Origin of the sequence: Streptomyces sp. NPDC058308 (assembly GCF_042880275.1) — a bacterium.
Taxonomy (GTDB): domain Bacteria; phylum Actinomycetota; class Actinomycetes; order Streptomycetales; family Streptomycetaceae; genus Streptomyces.
Map to the genome: position 1 here is coordinate 238948 of NZ_JBHVZA010000003.1, position 16815 is coordinate 255762.

The window sequence follows — 16815 nt, forward strand, 5'->3', positions numbered from 1 at the left end:
TACCGAACGTCATGTCCCGCCTCAGCCCCCTCTCCCGCGTCCCGCGCGTCCGCACGGCCGCCGCCGTCACCGGCAGCCTCGTCCTGGCCGGCTCCCTCACCGCGTGCGGCGGCAACTCCGCAGCGTCCGACGAGAAGACCGTCACCGTCTACAGCGCCGACGGCCTCAAGGGCGAGAACGGCGACGGCTGGTACGACCGGGTCTTCGAGGACTTCGAGAAGAAGACCGGCATCAAGGTGAACTACGTCGAGGGCGGCTCGGGGGAGATGGTGCAGCGCGCCGTACGCGAGAAGTCCAACACGCAGGCCGACGTCCTGATCACTCTGCCGCCGTTCATCCAGCAGGCCGACGAGAAGGGGCTGTTGCAGGCGTACAAGCCCAAGGGGTCGGAGCAGGTCGGGGCCGCGGGCAAGGACGCCGACGGCAAGTGGACCTCCGTGGTGAACAACTACTTCGGCTTCGTCTACAACAAGAAGGAGCTGTCCGGCGGCAAGGCGCCCAAGACCTGGGAGGACCTCACCGAAGGCGCGTACAAGAACAAGGTGCAGTACTCCACGCCCGGTGTCGCGGGCGACGGCACCGCCGTGCTCATCAAGGCGATGCACGACTTCGGCGGCAAGGAACCGGCGATGGAGTACCTGAAGAAGCTCCAGAGCAACAACGTCGGCCCGTCCGCCTCCACCGGCAAGCTCGCGCCCAAGGTCGACAAGGGCGAGCTCCTGGCCGCCAACGGCGACGTCCAGATGAACTACGCGCAGTCCAAGGACATGCCCAACCTCGGCATCTGGTTCCCCGCCGGGCAGGGCGGCAGGCCGACCACCTTCGCCCTCCCGTACGCGGCCGGGCTCGTCAGCAAGGCCCCGCATGGCGCCAACGCCAGGAAGTTCCTCGACTACCTGCTCAGCAGGAAGGCGCAGCAGCAGGTCAGCGAGATCGGCGGTGGCTTCGCGGTCCGCGAGGACATCGAGGCCGCCGACGCCGACGCGGTCGCCCTGGGCAGGATCGTGGACGGCGTCGAGGTCTTCGAGCCCGACTGGGCGGACGTCTCGAAGAACCTCAAGGAGTACGTGGAGGACTGGAAGTCGGCGACCGGCAGCTGAGAATTCCACGGCCCTGAGAGTTCACCGCCGACGTAGGCTGGGGGCGTCGGCACAGCGCTGTCCCGGCGCCCCAGGCAACCCGTACACCGCAGGAGTGCACCCCATGGCAGAGCGCAAGCCCATCGAATCGTGGCTCACCGACATGGACGGCGTGCTCATCCACGAGGGGGTGCCGATCCCCGGCGCCGACTCCTTCATCAAGAAGCTGCGCGAGTCCGGCAAGCCGTTCCTGGTCCTGACGAACAACTCCATCTACACCGCGCGCGACCTCCAGGCCCGGCTGACCCGCATGGGCCTCGAAGTGCCCGTCGAGAACATCTGGACCTCCGCGCTCGCCACCGCCAAGTTCCTCGACGACCAGCGCCCCGGCGGCACCGCGTACGTCATCGGCGAGGCGGGCCTGACCACCGCCCTGCACGACATCGGGTACGTCCTCACCGACCACGACCCGGACTACGTGGTCCTCGGCGAGACCCGCACGTACTCCTTCGAGGCCATGACCAAGGCCGTCCGCCTCATCAACGGCGGCGCCCGCTTCATCTGCACCAACCCCGACGAGACCGGCCCCTCCACGGAGGGCCCGCTGCCCGCCACCGGGGCCGTCGCCGCGCTGATCACCAAGGCGACCGGCAAGACCCCGTACTTCGCGGGCAAGCCGAATCCGCTGATGATGCGGACCGGACTGAACGCGATCGGGGCGCACTCCGAGACCAGCGCCATGATCGGGGACCGCATGGACACCGACGTCCTGGCCGGTCTGGAAGCGGGGATGGAGACGTTCCTGGTGCTCACCGGGCTGACGAGCCGGGCCGACATCGAGAAGTACCCCTTCACGCCCTCCAACGTCGTGAACTCCATCGCGGACCTCGTAGACCGCATCTGACCTGCGACGGAGCCGCCCACGCGCCGCTCGGGAGGCCTGTCCCGAGATGCGAAGCGGCGCATGGCGCGTGAACCTCGTACTCAGGAGGTTCACGATGCGTATATGTTCGCTTGCTGTCCGTGGGGCCGGGGTGGCCCTCGCCCTGGCGGTCGCGCTGCCCGCCACCGCCGCCCAGGCCCACGACAACGGCTCCGTGCGGGCCACCGTCACCCCGTCCAGCGCCGCGCCCGGTGCCACCGTGGAGGTGAGCGTCACGGGCTGCGGGGGCACGACAGGGACGGCCGGCTCGGGCGCCTTCGAGGGGGACGCCCAGCTCACCGGCCGCGACGGCGACAAGTACGCCCTGAACGGCAGCGCCAGGATCCGGCACGGCATCTCCGGCTCGTACGACGTCACCGTCACCTGTGACGGCCACCCGCACCAGGGCATCGGCACGGTCCGGGTCCTCGGGCACCACCAGGAGCGGCACCACCAGGAGCCGGTCTCCCCGGTGCGGGCCGGTGGTGGCGGCGCCGCGCAGCACGTGACCACGGCCTCCTCCAGGGCCCAGGAAGCGGGCCCCGGCACCCTGCACGCCGTGATCGGCCTGATCCTCGCCGGGGTCGCGGCCGTCGCCGTCGCGATCCGCAGCGTCCGCCGGCGCCGCTCCGAGTGACGGGCGGGAGACGACCGTGTCCAGCGGTGCACACTCCGGCTCGGGACGCCTGCTCACCGGCGTCGCCTGGGCCGTCCTCATGGCCGGGCTCTGCCTCTGGGGCAGCGACGTCGCCGGTCTGCGCGGCGGACTCTCCGGGCCCGCCACGGGCGACGTGGCCGCGGTCGGCCGCCCCCTCGACGTCGAACTCCCCTCCGCGCACGAGCCGTTGGCGCCCGCGCGCCCGCTGCGCGTCGAGGTGCCCGCGCTGAAGGTGCGGGCCCCGGTGTCGGCCCGCGGCCTGGACGCCGACGGAGCGATAGACCCGCCGTCCTTCGCGGAGTCGGACACCGTCGGCTGGTACGGCGGCGGCACCCGCCCCGGCGCCGCGGGCGCCGCCCTCCTCGTCGGCCACGTCGACACCGAGACCGAACCCGCCGTCTTCTACGACCTCAGCACCCTGCACCCCGGCGAGGAGATCGAGGTGACCCGCGACGACGGCACGGTCGCCCGGTTCACGGTGGACGACGTCCGGGTCGTCACCCGCGCCCGCTTCGACGCGAAGAAGGCGTACGGCCAGTACCGCAAGGGCCGCGCCGAGCTGCGCCTCATCACCTGTGGCGGCACCTTCGACAAGAGCGCCCGCGCCTACACGGCCAACGTCATCGTCTCGGCGTACCTCACGGGGGTCGAGCGGTGATCCGCGTGTGCCGCACGGCCTCCTGGCACCTGGCCCGGTCGGCGGCCCGCTCCCCCCGGAGCCGCCGACCGGACTGGTCCTCGACCGCGCGCGCACGGGTCGCGGGAGAAACCCGGCGTCGACGCGGGAGGTAAGGGACCATCCCGGAATCACGGAATGGCAGGGGCCGGGGGCTCGGGCCGTGCAACCGACTGTAGAACGAACACGCGCGCGGGCCTAGGCCCTGTCGTCAATCTCGCGTCGTTCGCCCGGAGGGCGGCCTCCTCCGTGATCGCCGCAGGTGGCGCGGGATTTCTCAGCACGGCCCGGACTTTCCGTGCTGCAGCGCGGTGTCGCTGATCGAGCCCTTGATCACCTGGACGGCCACCTGGTCTATGGCCTGCTGCTCGTGGCGCGCGTAATGCCGCAGCGCCTCGAACGCCTCGTCGACGCCGGTGCCCCACCGCTCGGCCAGGGCGCCTTTGGCCTGTTCGACGCGGATGCGGCTGTCCAGCGCGGTCTGGAGCTGCTCCGAGAGGGTCCGGCACTCGGCGTGCGCACGCTGATTGGCGAGGCCCACCGCCGCGCCGTGCGCCAGGACCGACGCGATCCGGAACTCCCGTTCACAGGCGCCGGATCGACGCGTCACCGGAACGAACACATTGAGTACGCCGAGAGTGGAGTCCTGCCGCCGCATCGGCACCGCGTACGTCTTCGCGACGCCGTACCTGACGGCCCGCGCGGCGAACGCGGGCCAGCGGGCCTTCGCGTCGTCGAGGCGAACCGGCGGCACGGGCCGCCCGGTGCCGAAGCTCTCCACGCACGGACCGCCGCGGTGCTGCACCGCCAACAGGTCCCGGACGCGGATCGGTTGGCCGCTGGAGGAAATGAGTCGCACCCCGCCCTTCCCGCCCGTGTACATGACTCCGGCACTCTGGCCGTCGAGCAGTTCCACGCAGCGGTCCGCGAGCCACTGCAGGTACCTCTCGACGTCGAAGTCGTCGGTGAGGGTGTCCGCGGTCCTCACCAGGACGTCCGCAAGCCGCAATTCACTGTCGCGGTCCCGCATGACCCTTCCTCCTCAATTCCCCGCGCACTGCGCCTACCCGGCGCCGCGTCGCTGTAACAGCTCTCCTACAGGTCTCCGGACGGGCCTGACGAACCTCGTGGGCGAGCGGGCGCGTATGTCAGGATTGAGCCCGGACAGTGCACCCGAGGGGGAGTGGATGTACCGCAAGAACACCGGTCGCGGGCACGGTTTCGCGGCCAGGGGGGTGCGGGCGGGAGCGGCACTCGCGGGGGCGGCACTGCTGCTTGCCGGATGCTCCTCCTCCGACGGTGACTCGGGCGGGTCGTCGAGTTCGCCGGTCGGGCAGCGGCCCAAGGACAAGGACCCCTACTGGGTCAATCCGGACGGCAACGCGGCCAAGCAGGTCACCTCGTACGCCGAGGACGGCAAGAAGGACGACGCCGCGCTGATCCGGAAGATCGCCGAGCAGCCCGTCGCCGAGTGGCTCGTCCCGGAGAACGCGGAGGACCAGGCGCGCGGCTTCACCGAGGCCGCCGAGAAGGCCGACCGGAACGCCCTGCTCGTCCTTTACAACATCCCGCACCGCGACTGCGGCCAGTACTCGGGCGGCGGCGCGGCGGACGGCAACGCGTACCGCGCGTTCATCGACCAGGTCGCCAAGGGCATCGGCGATCGGCACGCCACGGTGATCCTGGAGCCCGACGCGGTGCTCCACATGGTCGACGAGTGCACGCCGCAGCAGTTCCACGAGGAGCGGTACGACCTGCTCAAGGGCGCCATCGGAAAGCTCAAGTCCCTGAAGGACACCAAGGTGTACCTGGACGCGGGCAACGCGGGCTGGAAGAACCCCGACTCGCTCTGGGAGCCCCTGAAGCGCTCCGGCGTCGAGCAGGCCGACGGCTTCTCGGTGAACGTCTCCAACTTCCAGACCACCGAGGTCAGCACGGAGTTCGGCAAGAAGCTCTCGGCGAAGATCGGCGGAAAGCCGTTCGTCATCGACACGGGCCGCAACGGCAACGGGCCGTACGCCAAGGGCAAGGACCCCTGGTGCAACCCGCCCGGCCGGGCGCTCGGCGAGACGCCCACGACGAAGACGTCCGACCCGCTCGTCGACGCGTACCTCTGGGTGAAGCGGCCGGGGGAGTCCGACGGGACCTGCCGGGGCGGTCCCAAGGCCGGGGAATGGTGGCCCGAATACGCGTCGGGCCTCGCGAGGAACGCCCCTTAAGGGGCGCGGGGAACTGCGCGAGCAACCACAAAAGAGCCGCAGTCGCGTCCGCTCGGTAACTCGGCAGACGCGACTGCGGCTTTTCGCGGGCTGAGCGCGCAGTTCCCCGCGCCTCTGAGACGCCCCTTCGGGGCGGTCTAGGGCACGTGGACCCACTGCGCCTTGCTCGGCGTGCCCTGGTCGTCCGTCACGAACAGCATGTACCAGCCCGACTCCACCAGCGACCGGTTCTTCGGGACCGTCACGGAGACCGAGTCCCCGTTCTTCTTCAGGCCGAGGGCGATCGACGTCTGGTCGATGTCGGTCACGTGCGTGGACGCGCTCGGCTTGATCAGGCGGGCCGTCCTGATGGACGAGGCGTGCTTGGCCGGGAACGTCCCCGTGCCGCCCCGCCTGATCGTCTCCGGGCCCTTGCCGAGCGCCGGCTGCGAGCCGTGGTACAGGTACGGCGGCGTGTAGATCTCGATGCGCTGCTCGAAGACGCCCGGCTTGGTGTTGGCCGCGTCGGCGTAGAGCGAGTCGGAGCCGAAGAACATGACGCGGCCGTCGGGCAGCAGGATCGAACCCGAGTGGTAGTTGCGGCCCACCTCGGGGTCGGCCACCCGCTTCATCTCACCCGTCTTCGCATCGTAGATCCGCGCCTGGTGGATGTTGGAGGCGCCGCGTCCGCGGTAGTCCTCGGAGCCGCCGGAGATCAGCACGGTGTCGTCGGGCAGCGTGGAGATCTGCGGGTAGCGCGTGCCCTTCTCCAGCTCGGGCCCGTCCGCGAACATCGGCTTCTCGGCCTTCAGGTCCACGATGCGGGTCTTCTTGCTTGACTCATCGGACTCGCCGACGCCACCGCCGCCGACCACCATGTACTTCTGGTCCTGGGCGGGCGGCAGTTCGACCGTGCCGGAGGTCTCCATGAGCTTGCTGTCGCTCAGGCCCGGGATGCCCTTCCACTTGTTGGTCTCCAGGTCCCAGACGCCGGGCTTGCGGCCGACGTCGTCCGGGCCGTAGCCGGCGTTGGAACCGGAGTAGAAGAGCTTGCCGTTGGCCAGCTGGAAGATCGCCGGGTATGTCGGGAACTGCCGGATGCCCTTGGTGTACGTCCACTTCCTGGTCGACGGGTCGTACACCTCGTTCTTGCCCGGGACCAGCTGGCCGATCTCGTCGAGGCCGGAGGTGGAGAGGATCTTTCCGTCGGTGAGCGTGGTCAGCGTGGGGTACCAGCGCGCCTCGTTCATCGGGTCGACCTTGATGTACCGCTCGGCGACCGGGTCGAACTCGAAGGTGTCCTTGATCCCCTGGAAGTCCTTCTTGTCCAGGGCGAGCTTCTGCGCCATGCCGTAGACGTTGCGGGTGTCGGAGCCCTTCAGGCCCTGGATGCGGTAGTTGTCCTGGGTGCCCGTCTCGTGCTTGGCGCCGCTGCGCTGCGCCTCGACGTAGACCCGGCCGAGGCCCGGTTCGGTGCGCAGGAACGCGCCGGTCTGCTTGTCGAAGACCTTCTTGGCCTTCTCGACGAGGATGTTGTCCTTGGAGACGAACGTCTTGCCGTTCTTCTTGCCGGTGAACCGGGTGCCCGCGGGGATCGTCTTCGGCTCGTCCGGGTCCTCGTTGTGGACGATCATCAGGCCGCCGGCCTTGGTGATGTCGCCCTTCAGCTTCTCGTAGCGCTGGGTGCCGCCCGCGATCAGCAGATTGCCGTTGCCCAGCTGGGTGTGGCCGGTGCAGAACAGGTCGGTGGGCGTCGGGATCTTCTTGATGGTGTTCTTGACCGGGTCCCACAGCCGGGTGTCGAACTTCTTCTTGTCGAAGTTCTTCTGGTTGTTGCCGGACCCGGCCACGAGCAGGACCTTGCCGGTGTGCAGCAGGGCCGCGTGGATGGTGTTCTGGCGGTACTCCTCGGGGAAGTTCACGACCTCCCAGTGGCCGTTGGCCGCCTTGTACTCCGGCTTGTTGATCTTGTAGTCGTGGTACTTCTCGGAGCCCACGCGCCACAGCCACGGTCCGTTCATCCCCGCCAGCGCGAGGACGACCGCCGCGCCTATCGCGATGCGGCGGGCGCGGCGGCGGCTGGAACGGTCTTTCATTTCTTACGTCCCCCAAGGGAAATCTGCATGGTCTGGTCGGGTGCGGCCCAGGTGGGCTTCTGCTGCGGGGCGTGCGGCAGGGGCGCCGTGGCATCGCGCTGCTGCGGGAGCGCCGTCTGCGGCCCCTGCGGCGGACCGTAACTCCCGTCCTCCGCCGGGGGCTTGGGCTTCTTCCTGTCCTGCCGCATGCCCCAGCGCCACGCGAAGATCGGGGCCGCCGTGACCAGCAGGGCGAACGTGGCCCAGGTGATCATCGCGGGGTGGGAGTGCCCGTACACGAAGGACGCGGCCATCGAGCCGCCGAAGACCAGGATGAAGAACAGGTGGATGCGGAAGGTCCCGAACAGCGTGTCCGGGCTTGCCGAGTCGCCCTTGGGGGTCACCACGAACTTGCTCTTGCGGCGCAGGGCGGCGTCCAGGAGCGAGCGGGCGTAGACCGGCGCGGAGAGGGCCGACATCACCATGCCCGCCACGCCGCCGGAGCCCTCGGGTTCGTGCGGGGAGACGTTGTGCCTGCGGTTCCAGATGTAGAGGCCGATCTGCAGCGCCGATGCGTTGCCGTACAGCATCAGCCAGATGGTCGGGTCGATGTTCACGCCGGACGCGCCGAGACCCAGGAAAAGGGCGCAACTCAGCGCGGCCAGGATCCAGTTCATGGCGGACATCGGATAGAAGATGACCATCATCGTGTAGTTGAAGAGCCGGCCGGGGGGCAGCGAGAACGGCGCCTTCCAGAACTGCTTGAGGATCGTCTCGTACGTCCCGCGCGACCAGCGCAGCTGCTGCGTGAAGAAGTCCGTCCAGGCGTTGGGGCCCTCGCCGACCGCGAGCACGTCCGGGGTGTAGACCGACTTCCACTTCTTGCCGGTGCCGGGGTTGGTGGCCCGGTGGATCTCGAAGCCGGTCGCCATGTCCTCGGTGATCGAGTCGTACAGGCCGCCGATCTGCTTCAGGGTCTTGATGCGCACCGCGTTGGAGGTGCCGACGAACATCGGGGAGCCGTACGCGTTGCCCGCGCGCTGGATCAGCGCGTGGAAGAGGAACTGCTGCGACTCGGCGGCCTTGGTGACGAAGTTGTCGTAGTTGCCGTAGACCTGCGGGCCGATGACGAAGCCGACGTTCTCGTCGCGGAAGAAGCCGAGCATCCGCTCCAGGTAGTTCGGCATCGGGACGTGGTCGGTGTCGACCGAGGCGAAGAAGTCGTAGTCGTCGCCGTGCGCGTCGAGCCAGGCGTTGTAGTTGCCGTGCTTGGTCTTGGCGCGGTGCGGGCCCTTGGCCATGTTCCACTTGGCCACGCCCTTGCGGGAGAAGTGGTGCACGCCGAGCCGCCGGCAGACCTCCTTGACCTCCGGGTCGTCACCCTCGTCGAGGAGCCATACGTGCATCAGGCCGCGGTGTCGGATCCTGACCGCGGCCTCCAGCGTCTTCGTCACCATCTCGATCGGCTCCTTGCCGGGCACGAACGAGGTGAGGAAGGCGACTCTGGTGCCGGACTCGGGCACCACCGGGACCGGGTCGCGGGCGACGAGCGTCGCGTGCGCGTTGGAGAGCACGTTCATGCAGCGGAAGAACTCGATCAGGCCGATCGATATGAGCATGACGATGTCGAGCGCCGGCAGCCAGTCGTTGGCGACGTAGTCCCGCTTCGTCCAGTGCTCGGGCTGCAGCAGCCAGCCGAGCAGCACCAGCGAGAGCAGCGGCGCGGCGCCGAGCATCAGCGCGGCGCGCACCTTGTGCGGCTCCTGCGAGAGCAGCGAGCGGTACCTCACTTTGTACGGCTTGTTCGGGTCGGGCTGGGTGAGCGGTCCGGCGAGGCGGCTGTAGTGCTCGTAGTCGTACCGCGGCAGGGTCTTCTTGATTCTGCGGAAGCCACCCGTCCGGTGCGAAACGGCCCTGAGCTGGGTCGTCTCTGACGGGTCGTTCTGGCGTCCGCCCGTCGGCGTCGACGTCATGAGTCATCCCCCCGCACGCGGTTCCCCCGCGTGTTCGTAGGTCTTTCCGTCCGCTCAGGTCCCCCTCGACCGTCGCGAACACATCAGAGGAAGGCCACCGTCTCCTTAGACATAGAACGGCGACCTTCCGGTTGCATGATGCCCCCCTCGGCACCGCTTCACGAACGGGACCCCCGCCCCTGCCCCGCCGCGGCCGTCCCGGGCCCCCAACTGCCCCGTATCGTCCGCCTCATGAGAACCGATGGCTCCCGAACAGGGTTCTACGCCCTACGGCGTGATCGCAAGGGTGAAACGAGGAGTTAACGGTCAAACGAGCGGATTGGGGCATCTGTTGGGACGGGTGAGCTCAGACGGGTGCGAATATTGCCGAAGTGCTCCCGTATGGCCCGCTCGGCCCGGAGCGCGTCGCCCGAGCGCACCGCCGCCAGGATCTCCCGGTGCTGGCGGCAGGTGACCGAGGGGTCCTGCGGCACGTCCACCAGATCGGTCCGCACCTTGTGGAAGGCGTCCCAGAAGGCCTCAAGGACCTCGCCGAGGAGCAGGTTGCCGAGGCCCCGGTAGAGCGTGGCGTGGAAGGCGCGGTCGGTCTCGGCGCGCACGGCGGCCTCCGGGGACGCCGCCTCGGACTCCATCCGTTCCACCAAGGCGTCGAGTTCGGCCAGGTCACCGGCGGGCACCCGGCCCGCGAGGCGCGCGATGAGCCCGGTCTCCACGGCCTCGCGCAGCTCCAGGAGCTGGAGCAGGCTGTCCTCGCCGCGGTAGTGGCCCGCGACCGTGCGGAAGGTGAGGCCCTCGATCATCGGCGCGACCGACATCGGCCCGACATACGTCCCGAAACCGTGCCGGATCTCCACGATCCCCATGGCCTGGAGCGCCTTGAGGGCCTCCCGGACGGAGTTCCTGCTGACACCCAGGCGCTCCATCAGCTCGGGTTCGGTCGGCAGCGAGGCCCCGGAGGGCAGCCTCGAGTCGATGATGAGCTTCTTGATCCGCTCCTGGATGTCGCGCGCCATGGCGCAACGGTAGCGGTACGGATACGGGGACCGGCCCCGCGCGGACACGAGCGGGGGCACGCGGCGGAGCACGAGCGGGGACGCGAGGCGGACACGCCGAAGGCCCTCCGCGTGAACGGAGGGCCTTCGCTGTCTGTGCGCCGCCAGGGACTCGAACCCCGGACCCGCTGATTAAGAGTCAGCTGCTCTAACCAACTGAGCTAGCGGCGCCTGCTGACCTGGATAACTCTACCGGACGTCGAGGGATGCTCCCGACCACCCGGCGCCCGCCCGCCCGGGCCGGGGGCCTTCGGGGGAGTGCCGGGCGGGGCCGCTCCATCATTCGGACCGTCAACATGCGGTATCCCGGGACAGTTGAGAAACTGACGGACGTGCAGATGCGCGTACATTCTTTTCCGGGGTGTGAGGGGAATCGCATGGAGGCCGCTCCGCTGTTCGAGGAATTCCTTCCCGAGAGCGACTGCGATTGTCCCGGCTGTATTCACTGGCGCCGCACGGCGCACGTCCTGCCACCGCGGCTCGGCGGCCATCGTGCCGCGCACGGCGCGCGCCGCGCCCTCGTGCTCGCCGCGGCGGCCGGCACGGTGCTCGGTGGCCAGACCCTGCCCGCGGTGGCATCGGCCGAGGTGGGGACCCATCCGGCGGTACCGGGCGCGGCCCCCGCCGACGACGGCTCCGACGACGGCACGGGCAACCCGCAGGGCGGCGTGGGCCCGCTGCACGGCGGCGCGGCCACCTCGACGCCGGGGGCGCCGGGGGCGGCGACCTATGGGGCGATCACCCGGGCGGAGATCATCGAACGGGCCCAGAAGTGGGTCGCGGCGAAGGTGCCGTACGACATGGAGAAGTACTGGCCCGACGGCTATCGGCAGGACTGCTCGGGCTTTGTCTCGATGGCCTGGAATCTGGGCGGCAACGAATGGACGGGCAGCCTCGGCAGCTATGCCGTGCGTATTGCCAAGGAACAGCTGCAGCCCGGCGACATTCTGCTTTTCCACAATCCGGCGAACCCGACGAAGGGCTCGCACGTGACGATCTTCGGGGGCTGGACGGACAACGCGCGCACGCATTACACCGCGTACGAACAAACGCGCCCGCACGCCAGGAAGCAAGCCACCCCTTATGCCTACTGGACCAACGGGGACCGCTATCTGGCCTATCGCTACAAGGGCGTGAGCGACGGCGCGCCGGGCGGCTCGGGCTCCGCCAGGACGCCGTACCCCGGCGCGCGCTCCTTCGGCCCCGGCGCGCACAACCCGTACGTGACGCAGCTCGGCAAGGCGCTGGTCGCCCGGGGCGGCAAGCGCTTCTACCGGTCGGGCCCGGGGCCGCGCTGGAGCGAGGCGGACCGCAGGGCGACGCAGGCGTTCCAGCTGGCGCAGGGCTGGCGGGGCGGGGCCGCGGACGGGCTGCCCGGGCCGACGACGTGGTCGTACCTGATGAAGGGCAAGGGGCGGAACATCCCCGCCGCGGGCGCGGACGGGCCGGTGACCGGCAGCGGTGCGGGCGCGCCCGCCTACCCCGGCCGCTCCGTCTTCCGCCCGGGCCGGAGCGACCCGGCGATCGAGCGGCTCGGCAGGCAGCTGGTGAAGAAGGGCTTCGGCAGGCACTACGCCCGGGGCCCGGGACCGTCCTGGAGCGAGAGCGACCGGCGCAATGTGGAGGCGTTCCAGCGGGCCCAGGGCTGGCGGGGCGCGGCGGCCGACGGCTATCCGGGGCCGGAGACGTGGCGGCGGTTGTTCCGGTGAGCGGGGCGGGGACGCGGTGCGGGGCAGGCCAGGGGCCCGGACGCGGAGGCGGCCCGGGCACGAACGAGAACGAGGCACGAATGAGTCGGAGGCACCGATGAGTGCGACGGCGGCTTCCCAGCCGGAGTCCCCCCAGGAACCGGTCGCGCAGCCCGGCGGGGCGCCCGAGCCGGGCCTCGCGCGAGGGCCACGGGTGATCCAGAGCGAGGCCACCACCGAGATCCCCGTGCACCTCCTCTTCCGCGACGACCCGGACGACGCGACGGGCGTACCGCTCTCGCCCGCCGTGGTCCGGCGCAGGCAGGGGACCGGGGAGCAGCCGCGCACGGCCCGGCGGCCCGCGCCGCCCGCGGCCGCGTCGCCGGTGCGGCCCGTGCCCGACGTCGACCCCGCGCTCGGGGAGCGGCGGGCGTGGGTGCTGCCCGGCCTCGCCGGGGTGCTCGGCGGCTGCGCGGGGATCGCCGGCGGCGCGCTCTCGCTGTGGTGGGCGGGGGTGCTGCCGGAGCCCGCGCTGCGGGTGACGGGGCTGCCGGGGTACGAGGGGGCCGGGCTCGGGGCCGCGCAGTGGGCGTCGCTCGCCGGGTCCGGGACGCTCGGCCTCTTCGGCTTCGGCGGCCTGGCCCGCGGGCGGGTCGGCAGGGCCTGGGTGCTCAGCCTCTTCGGCCGCTACCGGGGCACCGTCCGCCGCACCGGGCTGATGTGGGTGAACCCGCTGCTCCTTCGCCGCCGGGTCGACGTACGGCTGCGGCACTGGCGGAGCGAGCCGATGCCGGCCGTGGACCGCGGCGGCGTCGCCCTGCGCGTCGTCGTCCTCGTCGTGTGGCGGGTGAAGGACCCCGCGCGGGCGACGCTCGCGATCGAGGACCACCAGGAGTATCTGCGGGAGTGCGTGGAGGCGGCCACCGCCCGGGTCCTCTCGCGGCTGCCCGCCGACGCCTTCCACGACGAGGCCCCCACGCTGCGCGACGCCGAGGCCGTCGGCGCGGCGCTGACCCGGGCGCTCGCCGCGGACACCGGGGCGGTCGGCGTGGAGATCTTCTCGGTCCGGCCGACCCGTATCGAGTACGCCCCCGAGGTCGCCGCCGTGATGCAGCGCCGCCGGGTCGCCGCGCTCGACGCGCGCCACCGCGACACCGTCCTGACCTCGGTGGTCGACTCGGTCGAGGACACGGTGACGCGGCTGACCACCCGGGGCCTCGTGGATCTCGACGACTACGAGCGCAAGGCTTTGGTGAAGGACCTGACGGTGGCGTTCTATACGGGCCATGGAGAACACCGATGACCGCCGCCCCGGCCCCGCCGCCTCCCTCGCCCGCCTCGCCGCCGACGCCTGGCGGCTGACCGAAGGCGCCCCGCGCGCGGTCCTCGGGATCGCGGGCCCGCCCGGCACCGGCAAGTCCACCCTCGCGCGGGCTCTGGTCGAACGGATCGGGGAGGGCGCCGCCTATCTGCCCCTTGACGGCTTCCACCTCTCCAACGACCAGCTGGCGCGGCTCGGCCTCACCGGCCGCAAGGGTTCGGAGCCGAGCTTCGACGTGGCGGGGTACGTCGCGCTGCTGCGCCGGGTGCTCGACGACCCGGCGCACGACATCTACGTACCCGATTACGACCGCACGCTCCACGAGCCGATCGCCGCCCGCCACCGCGTCGCGCCCGCCGCCCGGCTCGTGATCACCGAGGGGAACTATCTCGCCTGCGACCTGCCCGGCTGGCGCGTGGCGCGCGCCCTGATGGGGGAGTGCTGGTACGTCGACTCACCGGCTGAGGTGCGTCAACAGCGCCTGGTGGCGCGGCAATTGGCTGGTGGCAGGTCGCCGGAGGAGGCTGCGGGCTGGGTCGCGGCGAATGACACGCCCAACGGTGAACTGGTCGCCGCGTCCCGCGGACGATGCGGACGGATCCTCTCCACGATTGGTATGGACATGTTCAACTAACGCCAATAATCTGAGACTTGGTCTAGACCGCAGTGCGCGCACGTCCCACGGAACTCCCCACGTTCGGCAGGAGCGGCACATGCGAAACAAGAAGATGTACGCGGCCCTGGTCGGCCTCGGTACGGCCGGTGCGTTCGCGCTCTCCGCCAGTGGCGCCAGCAGCCACGGCTACACCGATCTGCCCGCCAGTCGCCAGATCAACTGCGCCAAGGGCGTGGTGGCCAACTGCGGTTCCATCCAGTACGAGCCGCAGAGCGTCGAGGGCCCCAAGGGCTTCCCGGCGGGCGGACCGGCCGACGGCAGGATCTGTTCGGCGGGCGTAGCCGGTTTCAGTCAGCTCGACTCGCCCAGGACGCCAGGGGGCGGGGCCTGGCCGACGACCAAGGTGAGCGGCGGGCAGAACTACACCTTCCGCTGGCAGTTCACCGCGCGCCACCGCACCACCGATTTCAAGTACTACATCACCAAGCAGGGCTGGGACGACAGCAAGGCGGTGACCAGGTCTGCCCTGGACGCCACGCCGTTCCTCAGCGTCCCGTACAACAGCCAGCAGCCGCCCGCGACCCTGTCGCACAGTGGCGCCATCCCGAGCGGCCGCAGTGGTCACCACGTGATCGTCGCCGTCTGGACGGTCGCGGACACGTCGAACGCGTTCTACGCCTGCTCGGACGTCCAGTTCTGACCGCCGCCTGAGGGCGACTTCCCCACACCCCACACCCCACAGGCCACACCCCACAGGCGGGTCCTGCGCACGCCGTGCCGACCTCACGGCGTGCGCAGGGTCCACATCTGACGGTACGTCAATTATGGTGCGCGGTCATGGAGAGCACCGGAACCACCGTCGCGGAACTCGTACGGGCGCGGTGGGGCGACCACCGCACCGGACTGCGCCACCCGGGCGGCGAGCTGACCCACCACCAGCTGGCGGCGGGCGCCGCGGCGCGGGCCGCCCTGCTCACCGACCTCCTGACGCCGCGCGGCGAACCCCACATCGGCGTCCTGCTCGACAACACCCCCGAATACCCCCTCTGGCTGAGCGCGGCGGCGCTCGCGGGCGCGGCGGTGGCGGGCATCAACCCCACCCGGCGCGGCGCGGAACTGGCCCGCGACATCCTGCACACCGACTGCAAGGTCCTGGTGACGCAGCGAGTGCACTTACCCCTGCTCGACGGCCTCCGGCTCCCGGGCGTCCGCATCCTGGTGACCGATACGGCGGCCTACCGCGAACTGCTCGCCCCCTACGCCGACGCGAAGCCGGACATCGCCCGGACGGTGGGCCCCGGCAGCCGCATGCTGCTCTACTTCACCTCCGGCTCGACCGGCGCCCCCAAGGCCGCGATCTGCAGCCAGGGCCGCCTCGCGGCCGCGGGCCGCTCCCTGGCCGCGCACTTCCAGATCCGCCCCTCGGACACCCACTACATCTGCATGCCCATGTTCCACGGCAACGCGGTGATCGCGGACTGGGCGCCGGCGCTGGCCGCGGGGGCGGGCGTCGCGCTCCGCGACCGCTTCTCGGCGTCCCGGTTCCTGCCGGACGTACGGCGGTTCGGGGCCACGTACTTCACCTACGTGGGCCGCGCGGTCCAGTACGTCCTGGCCACGCCCGAACGCCCCGACGACCGGGACAACCCCCTGAGGGTCGGCTTCGGGACCGAGGCCGGCGCGGTGGACGCGGCACGCTTCGAGGAACGGTTCGGGGTGCGGCTCGTCGAGGGGTACGGGTCCTCCGAGGGCGGCGCGGCGATCCAGCGCACCCCGGACACGCCGGCCGGGGCGATCGGCCGCGCCGCACCCGGCGACGACCTCGCGGTGGTCGACCCCGGGACGCGGCGGGAGTGCGCGGCGGCCCGGTTCTCCGCGGACGGCCGCCTGCTGAACGGGCGCGCCGCGATAGGGGAGTTGGTGAACCGCGGGCCGAACCCCTTCGAGGGGTACTGGCGCAACGAGGAGGCCCAGGCGGAACGGGTCCGGGACGGCTGGTACTGGACGGGCGACCTCTTCTACCGCGACGCCGACGGCTACCTCTACTTCGCGGGGCGCCAGGACGACCGGCTGCGGGTGGACAGCGAGAACCTGGCGGCGGCGATGATCGAGAACATCCTCGCGCGGTACGGCGGTGCGGCGGCGGTGGCGGTCTACGCGGTGCCGGACCCGGTCGCAGGGGACCAGGTCATGGCGGCGCTCACCCCGGCCCCCGGCGCCCCTTTCGACCCGCTCGCCTTCGCCGAATTCCTGCTCTCCCAGCCGGATCTGGGGACGAAGATGGCGCCGCGCTTCGTGCGGGTGGTGCCCCGGATGCCGGTGACCGCGACGAACAAGGTCGCCCGCGGCGAGCTGCGCCGCGAGGGCTTCCGGTGCCAGGACCCCGTCTGGTGGCGCCCGCCGGGCTCGTCCGCCTACCGCCCGCTCACGCCTCCCGACGTGACGGAACTGATCTCGCGGTACGAGGCGCGGGGGCGCGGGGCCCTCCTGGACCCCTGAGGCCTGCCCCCCCCGAGACGGAGGGTGAGGGATCCGTGGGGAAGGGACACAACTAGGT

Annotated in this window: 14 protein-coding genes and 1 tRNA gene; 10 read left to right on the forward strand and 5 right to left on the reverse strand. The window is 70.8% G+C overall.

Annotation, left to right across the window (positions count from 1 at the left end; genetic code table 11):
- The first annotated feature begins 11 nt into the window (after positions 1 to 11).
- From ACFVYL_RS06515 to ACFVYL_RS06530, 4 genes are all read left to right on the forward strand, one after another.
- Positions 12 to 1100 carry a 2-aminoethylphosphonate ABC transporter substrate-binding protein gene (locus tag ACFVYL_RS06515; RefSeq protein ID WP_389713302.1) on the forward strand — a complete coding sequence of 363 codons (1089 nt, stop codon included), beginning with the start codon at positions 12 to 14 and terminating at the stop codon, positions 1098 to 1100.
- Positions 1101 to 1203: 103 nt separating this feature from the next.
- Positions 1204 to 1983, forward strand: coding sequence for an HAD-IIA family hydrolase (locus tag ACFVYL_RS06520; RefSeq protein ID WP_389713303.1), 780 nt, complete (start codon positions 1204 to 1206; stop codon positions 1981 to 1983).
- A gap of 94 nt (positions 1984 to 2077) precedes the next feature.
- Complete coding sequence (locus tag ACFVYL_RS06525; protein WP_389713305.1) at positions 2078 to 2638, forward strand: hypothetical protein; 561 nt, start codon at positions 2078 to 2080, stop codon at positions 2636 to 2638.
- Positions 2639 to 2654: 16 nt separating this feature from the next.
- Entirely contained in the window at positions 2655 to 3317 is a 663-nt protein-coding gene (locus ACFVYL_RS06530; RefSeq protein ID WP_389713307.1) for a class F sortase, read from the forward strand.
- Between the two features lie 295 nt (positions 3318 to 3612).
- Here ACFVYL_RS06530 and ACFVYL_RS06535 read toward each other — a convergent pair whose 3' ends face one another.
- The gene (locus ACFVYL_RS06535) at positions 3613 to 4365 is read right to left on the reverse strand and encodes an ANTAR domain-containing protein (protein ID WP_389713308.1); all 753 of its coding nucleotides are present in this window, start codon (positions 4363 to 4365) and stop codon (positions 3613 to 3615) included.
- 157 nt (positions 4366 to 4522) lie between these two features.
- Here ACFVYL_RS06535 and ACFVYL_RS06540 point away from each other — a divergent pair, with 157 nt between their 5' ends.
- A complete protein-coding gene (locus ACFVYL_RS06540) occupies positions 4523 to 5554 on the forward strand; it encodes a glycoside hydrolase family 6 protein (RefSeq protein ID WP_389713309.1) in 1032 nt (343 codons plus the stop codon).
- A gap of 137 nt (positions 5555 to 5691) precedes the next feature.
- On the opposite strand, the gene ACFVYL_RS06545 is transcribed toward ACFVYL_RS06540, so the two are convergent.
- The 4 genes from ACFVYL_RS06545 to ACFVYL_RS06560 all read right to left on the reverse strand — a co-directional run bounded on the left by ACFVYL_RS06545 (position 5692) and on the right by ACFVYL_RS06560 (position 10804).
- Positions 5692 to 7629, reverse strand: a complete 1938-nt coding sequence (locus ACFVYL_RS06545) for a galactose oxidase-like domain-containing protein (protein WP_389713311.1) — start codon at positions 7627 to 7629, stop codon at positions 5692 to 5694.
- Positions 7626 to 9581 (reverse strand): glycosyltransferase family 2 protein, encoded by a 1956-nt coding sequence (locus ACFVYL_RS06550; protein WP_389713312.1) that lies wholly within the window; start codon positions 9579 to 9581, stop codon positions 7626 to 7628. Before ACFVYL_RS06550 ends, ACFVYL_RS06545 begins: the two co-directional genes overlap by 4 nt.
- A gap of 299 nt (positions 9582 to 9880) precedes the next feature.
- Positions 9881 to 10594: a FadR/GntR family transcriptional regulator gene (locus ACFVYL_RS06555; protein ID WP_389713313.1), complete on the reverse strand. Its 714-nt coding sequence runs from the start codon at positions 10592 to 10594 to the stop codon at positions 9881 to 9883.
- Between the two features lie 136 nt (positions 10595 to 10730).
- Positions 10731 to 10804 (reverse strand) — tRNA-Lys (locus tag ACFVYL_RS06560).
- Positions 10805 to 11010: 206 nt separating this feature from the next.
- Here ACFVYL_RS06560 and ACFVYL_RS06565 point away from each other — a divergent pair.
- The 5 genes from ACFVYL_RS06565 (at position 11011) to ACFVYL_RS06585 (ending at position 16757) form a co-directional block, all read left to right on the forward strand.
- Positions 11011 to 12342, forward strand: coding sequence for a peptidoglycan-binding protein (locus tag ACFVYL_RS06565; RefSeq protein ID WP_389713315.1), 1332 nt, complete (start codon positions 11011 to 11013; stop codon positions 12340 to 12342).
- A gap of 97 nt (positions 12343 to 12439) precedes the next feature.
- Positions 12440 to 13624: an SPFH domain-containing protein gene (locus ACFVYL_RS06570; protein ID WP_389713316.1), complete on the forward strand. Its 1185-nt coding sequence runs from the start codon at positions 12440 to 12442 to the stop codon at positions 13622 to 13624.
- On the forward strand, positions 13608 to 14276 hold the full coding sequence (locus tag ACFVYL_RS06575) for a nucleoside/nucleotide kinase family protein (RefSeq protein ID WP_389713318.1): 669 nt from the start codon (positions 13608 to 13610) through the stop codon (positions 14274 to 14276). Before ACFVYL_RS06570 ends, ACFVYL_RS06575 begins: the two co-directional genes overlap by 17 nt.
- Before the next feature lie 79 nt (positions 14277 to 14355).
- Positions 14356 to 14958 carry a lytic polysaccharide monooxygenase gene (locus tag ACFVYL_RS06580; RefSeq protein WP_389713319.1) on the forward strand — a complete coding sequence of 201 codons (603 nt, stop codon included), beginning with the start codon at positions 14356 to 14358 and terminating at the stop codon, positions 14956 to 14958.
- Positions 14959 to 15095: 137 nt separating this feature from the next.
- Positions 15096 to 16757 (forward strand): AMP-binding protein, encoded by a 1662-nt coding sequence (locus ACFVYL_RS06585; protein WP_389713321.1) that lies wholly within the window; start codon positions 15096 to 15098, stop codon positions 16755 to 16757.
- The last annotated feature ends 58 nt before the right edge of the window (positions 16758 to 16815 follow it).

Excerpts from the sequence above, each read along its gene's own strand:
- ACFVYL_RS06515 (WP_389713302.1), top strand. The coding sequence starts at position 12 with ATGTCCCGCCTCAGCCCCCTCTCCCGCGTCCCGCGCGTCCGCACGGCC.
- ACFVYL_RS06520 (WP_389713303.1), top strand. The coding sequence starts at position 1,204 with ATGGCAGAGCGCAAGCCCATCGAATCGTGGCTCACCGACATGGACGGC.
- ACFVYL_RS06525 (WP_389713305.1), top strand. The coding sequence starts at position 2,078 with ATGCGTATATGTTCGCTTGCTGTCCGTGGGGCCGGGGTGGCCCTCGCC.
- ACFVYL_RS06535 (WP_389713308.1), bottom strand. The coding sequence starts at position 4,365 with ATGCGGGACCGCGACAGTGAATTGCGGCTTGCGGACGTCCTGGTGAGG.
- ACFVYL_RS06540 (WP_389713309.1), top strand. The coding sequence starts at position 4,523 with ATGTACCGCAAGAACACCGGTCGCGGGCACGGTTTCGCGGCCAGGGGG.
- ACFVYL_RS06545 (WP_389713311.1), bottom strand. The coding sequence starts at position 7,629 with ATGAAAGACCGTTCCAGCCGCCGCCGCGCCCGCCGCATCGCGATAGGC.
- ACFVYL_RS06550 (WP_389713312.1), bottom strand. The coding sequence starts at position 9,581 with ATGACGTCGACGCCGACGGGCGGACGCCAGAACGACCCGTCAGAGACG.
- ACFVYL_RS06555 (WP_389713313.1), bottom strand. The coding sequence starts at position 10,594 with ATGGCGCGCGACATCCAGGAGCGGATCAAGAAGCTCATCATCGACTCG.
- ACFVYL_RS06565 (WP_389713315.1), top strand. The coding sequence starts at position 11,011 with ATGGAGGCCGCTCCGCTGTTCGAGGAATTCCTTCCCGAGAGCGACTGC.
- ACFVYL_RS06570 (WP_389713316.1), top strand. The coding sequence starts at position 12,440 with ATGAGTGCGACGGCGGCTTCCCAGCCGGAGTCCCCCCAGGAACCGGTC.
- ACFVYL_RS06575 (WP_389713318.1), top strand. The coding sequence starts at position 13,608 with ATGGAGAACACCGATGACCGCCGCCCCGGCCCCGCCGCCTCCCTCGCC.
- ACFVYL_RS06580 (WP_389713319.1), top strand. The coding sequence starts at position 14,356 with ATGCGAAACAAGAAGATGTACGCGGCCCTGGTCGGCCTCGGTACGGCC.
- ACFVYL_RS06585 (WP_389713321.1), top strand. The coding sequence starts at position 15,096 with ATGGAGAGCACCGGAACCACCGTCGCGGAACTCGTACGGGCGCGGTGG.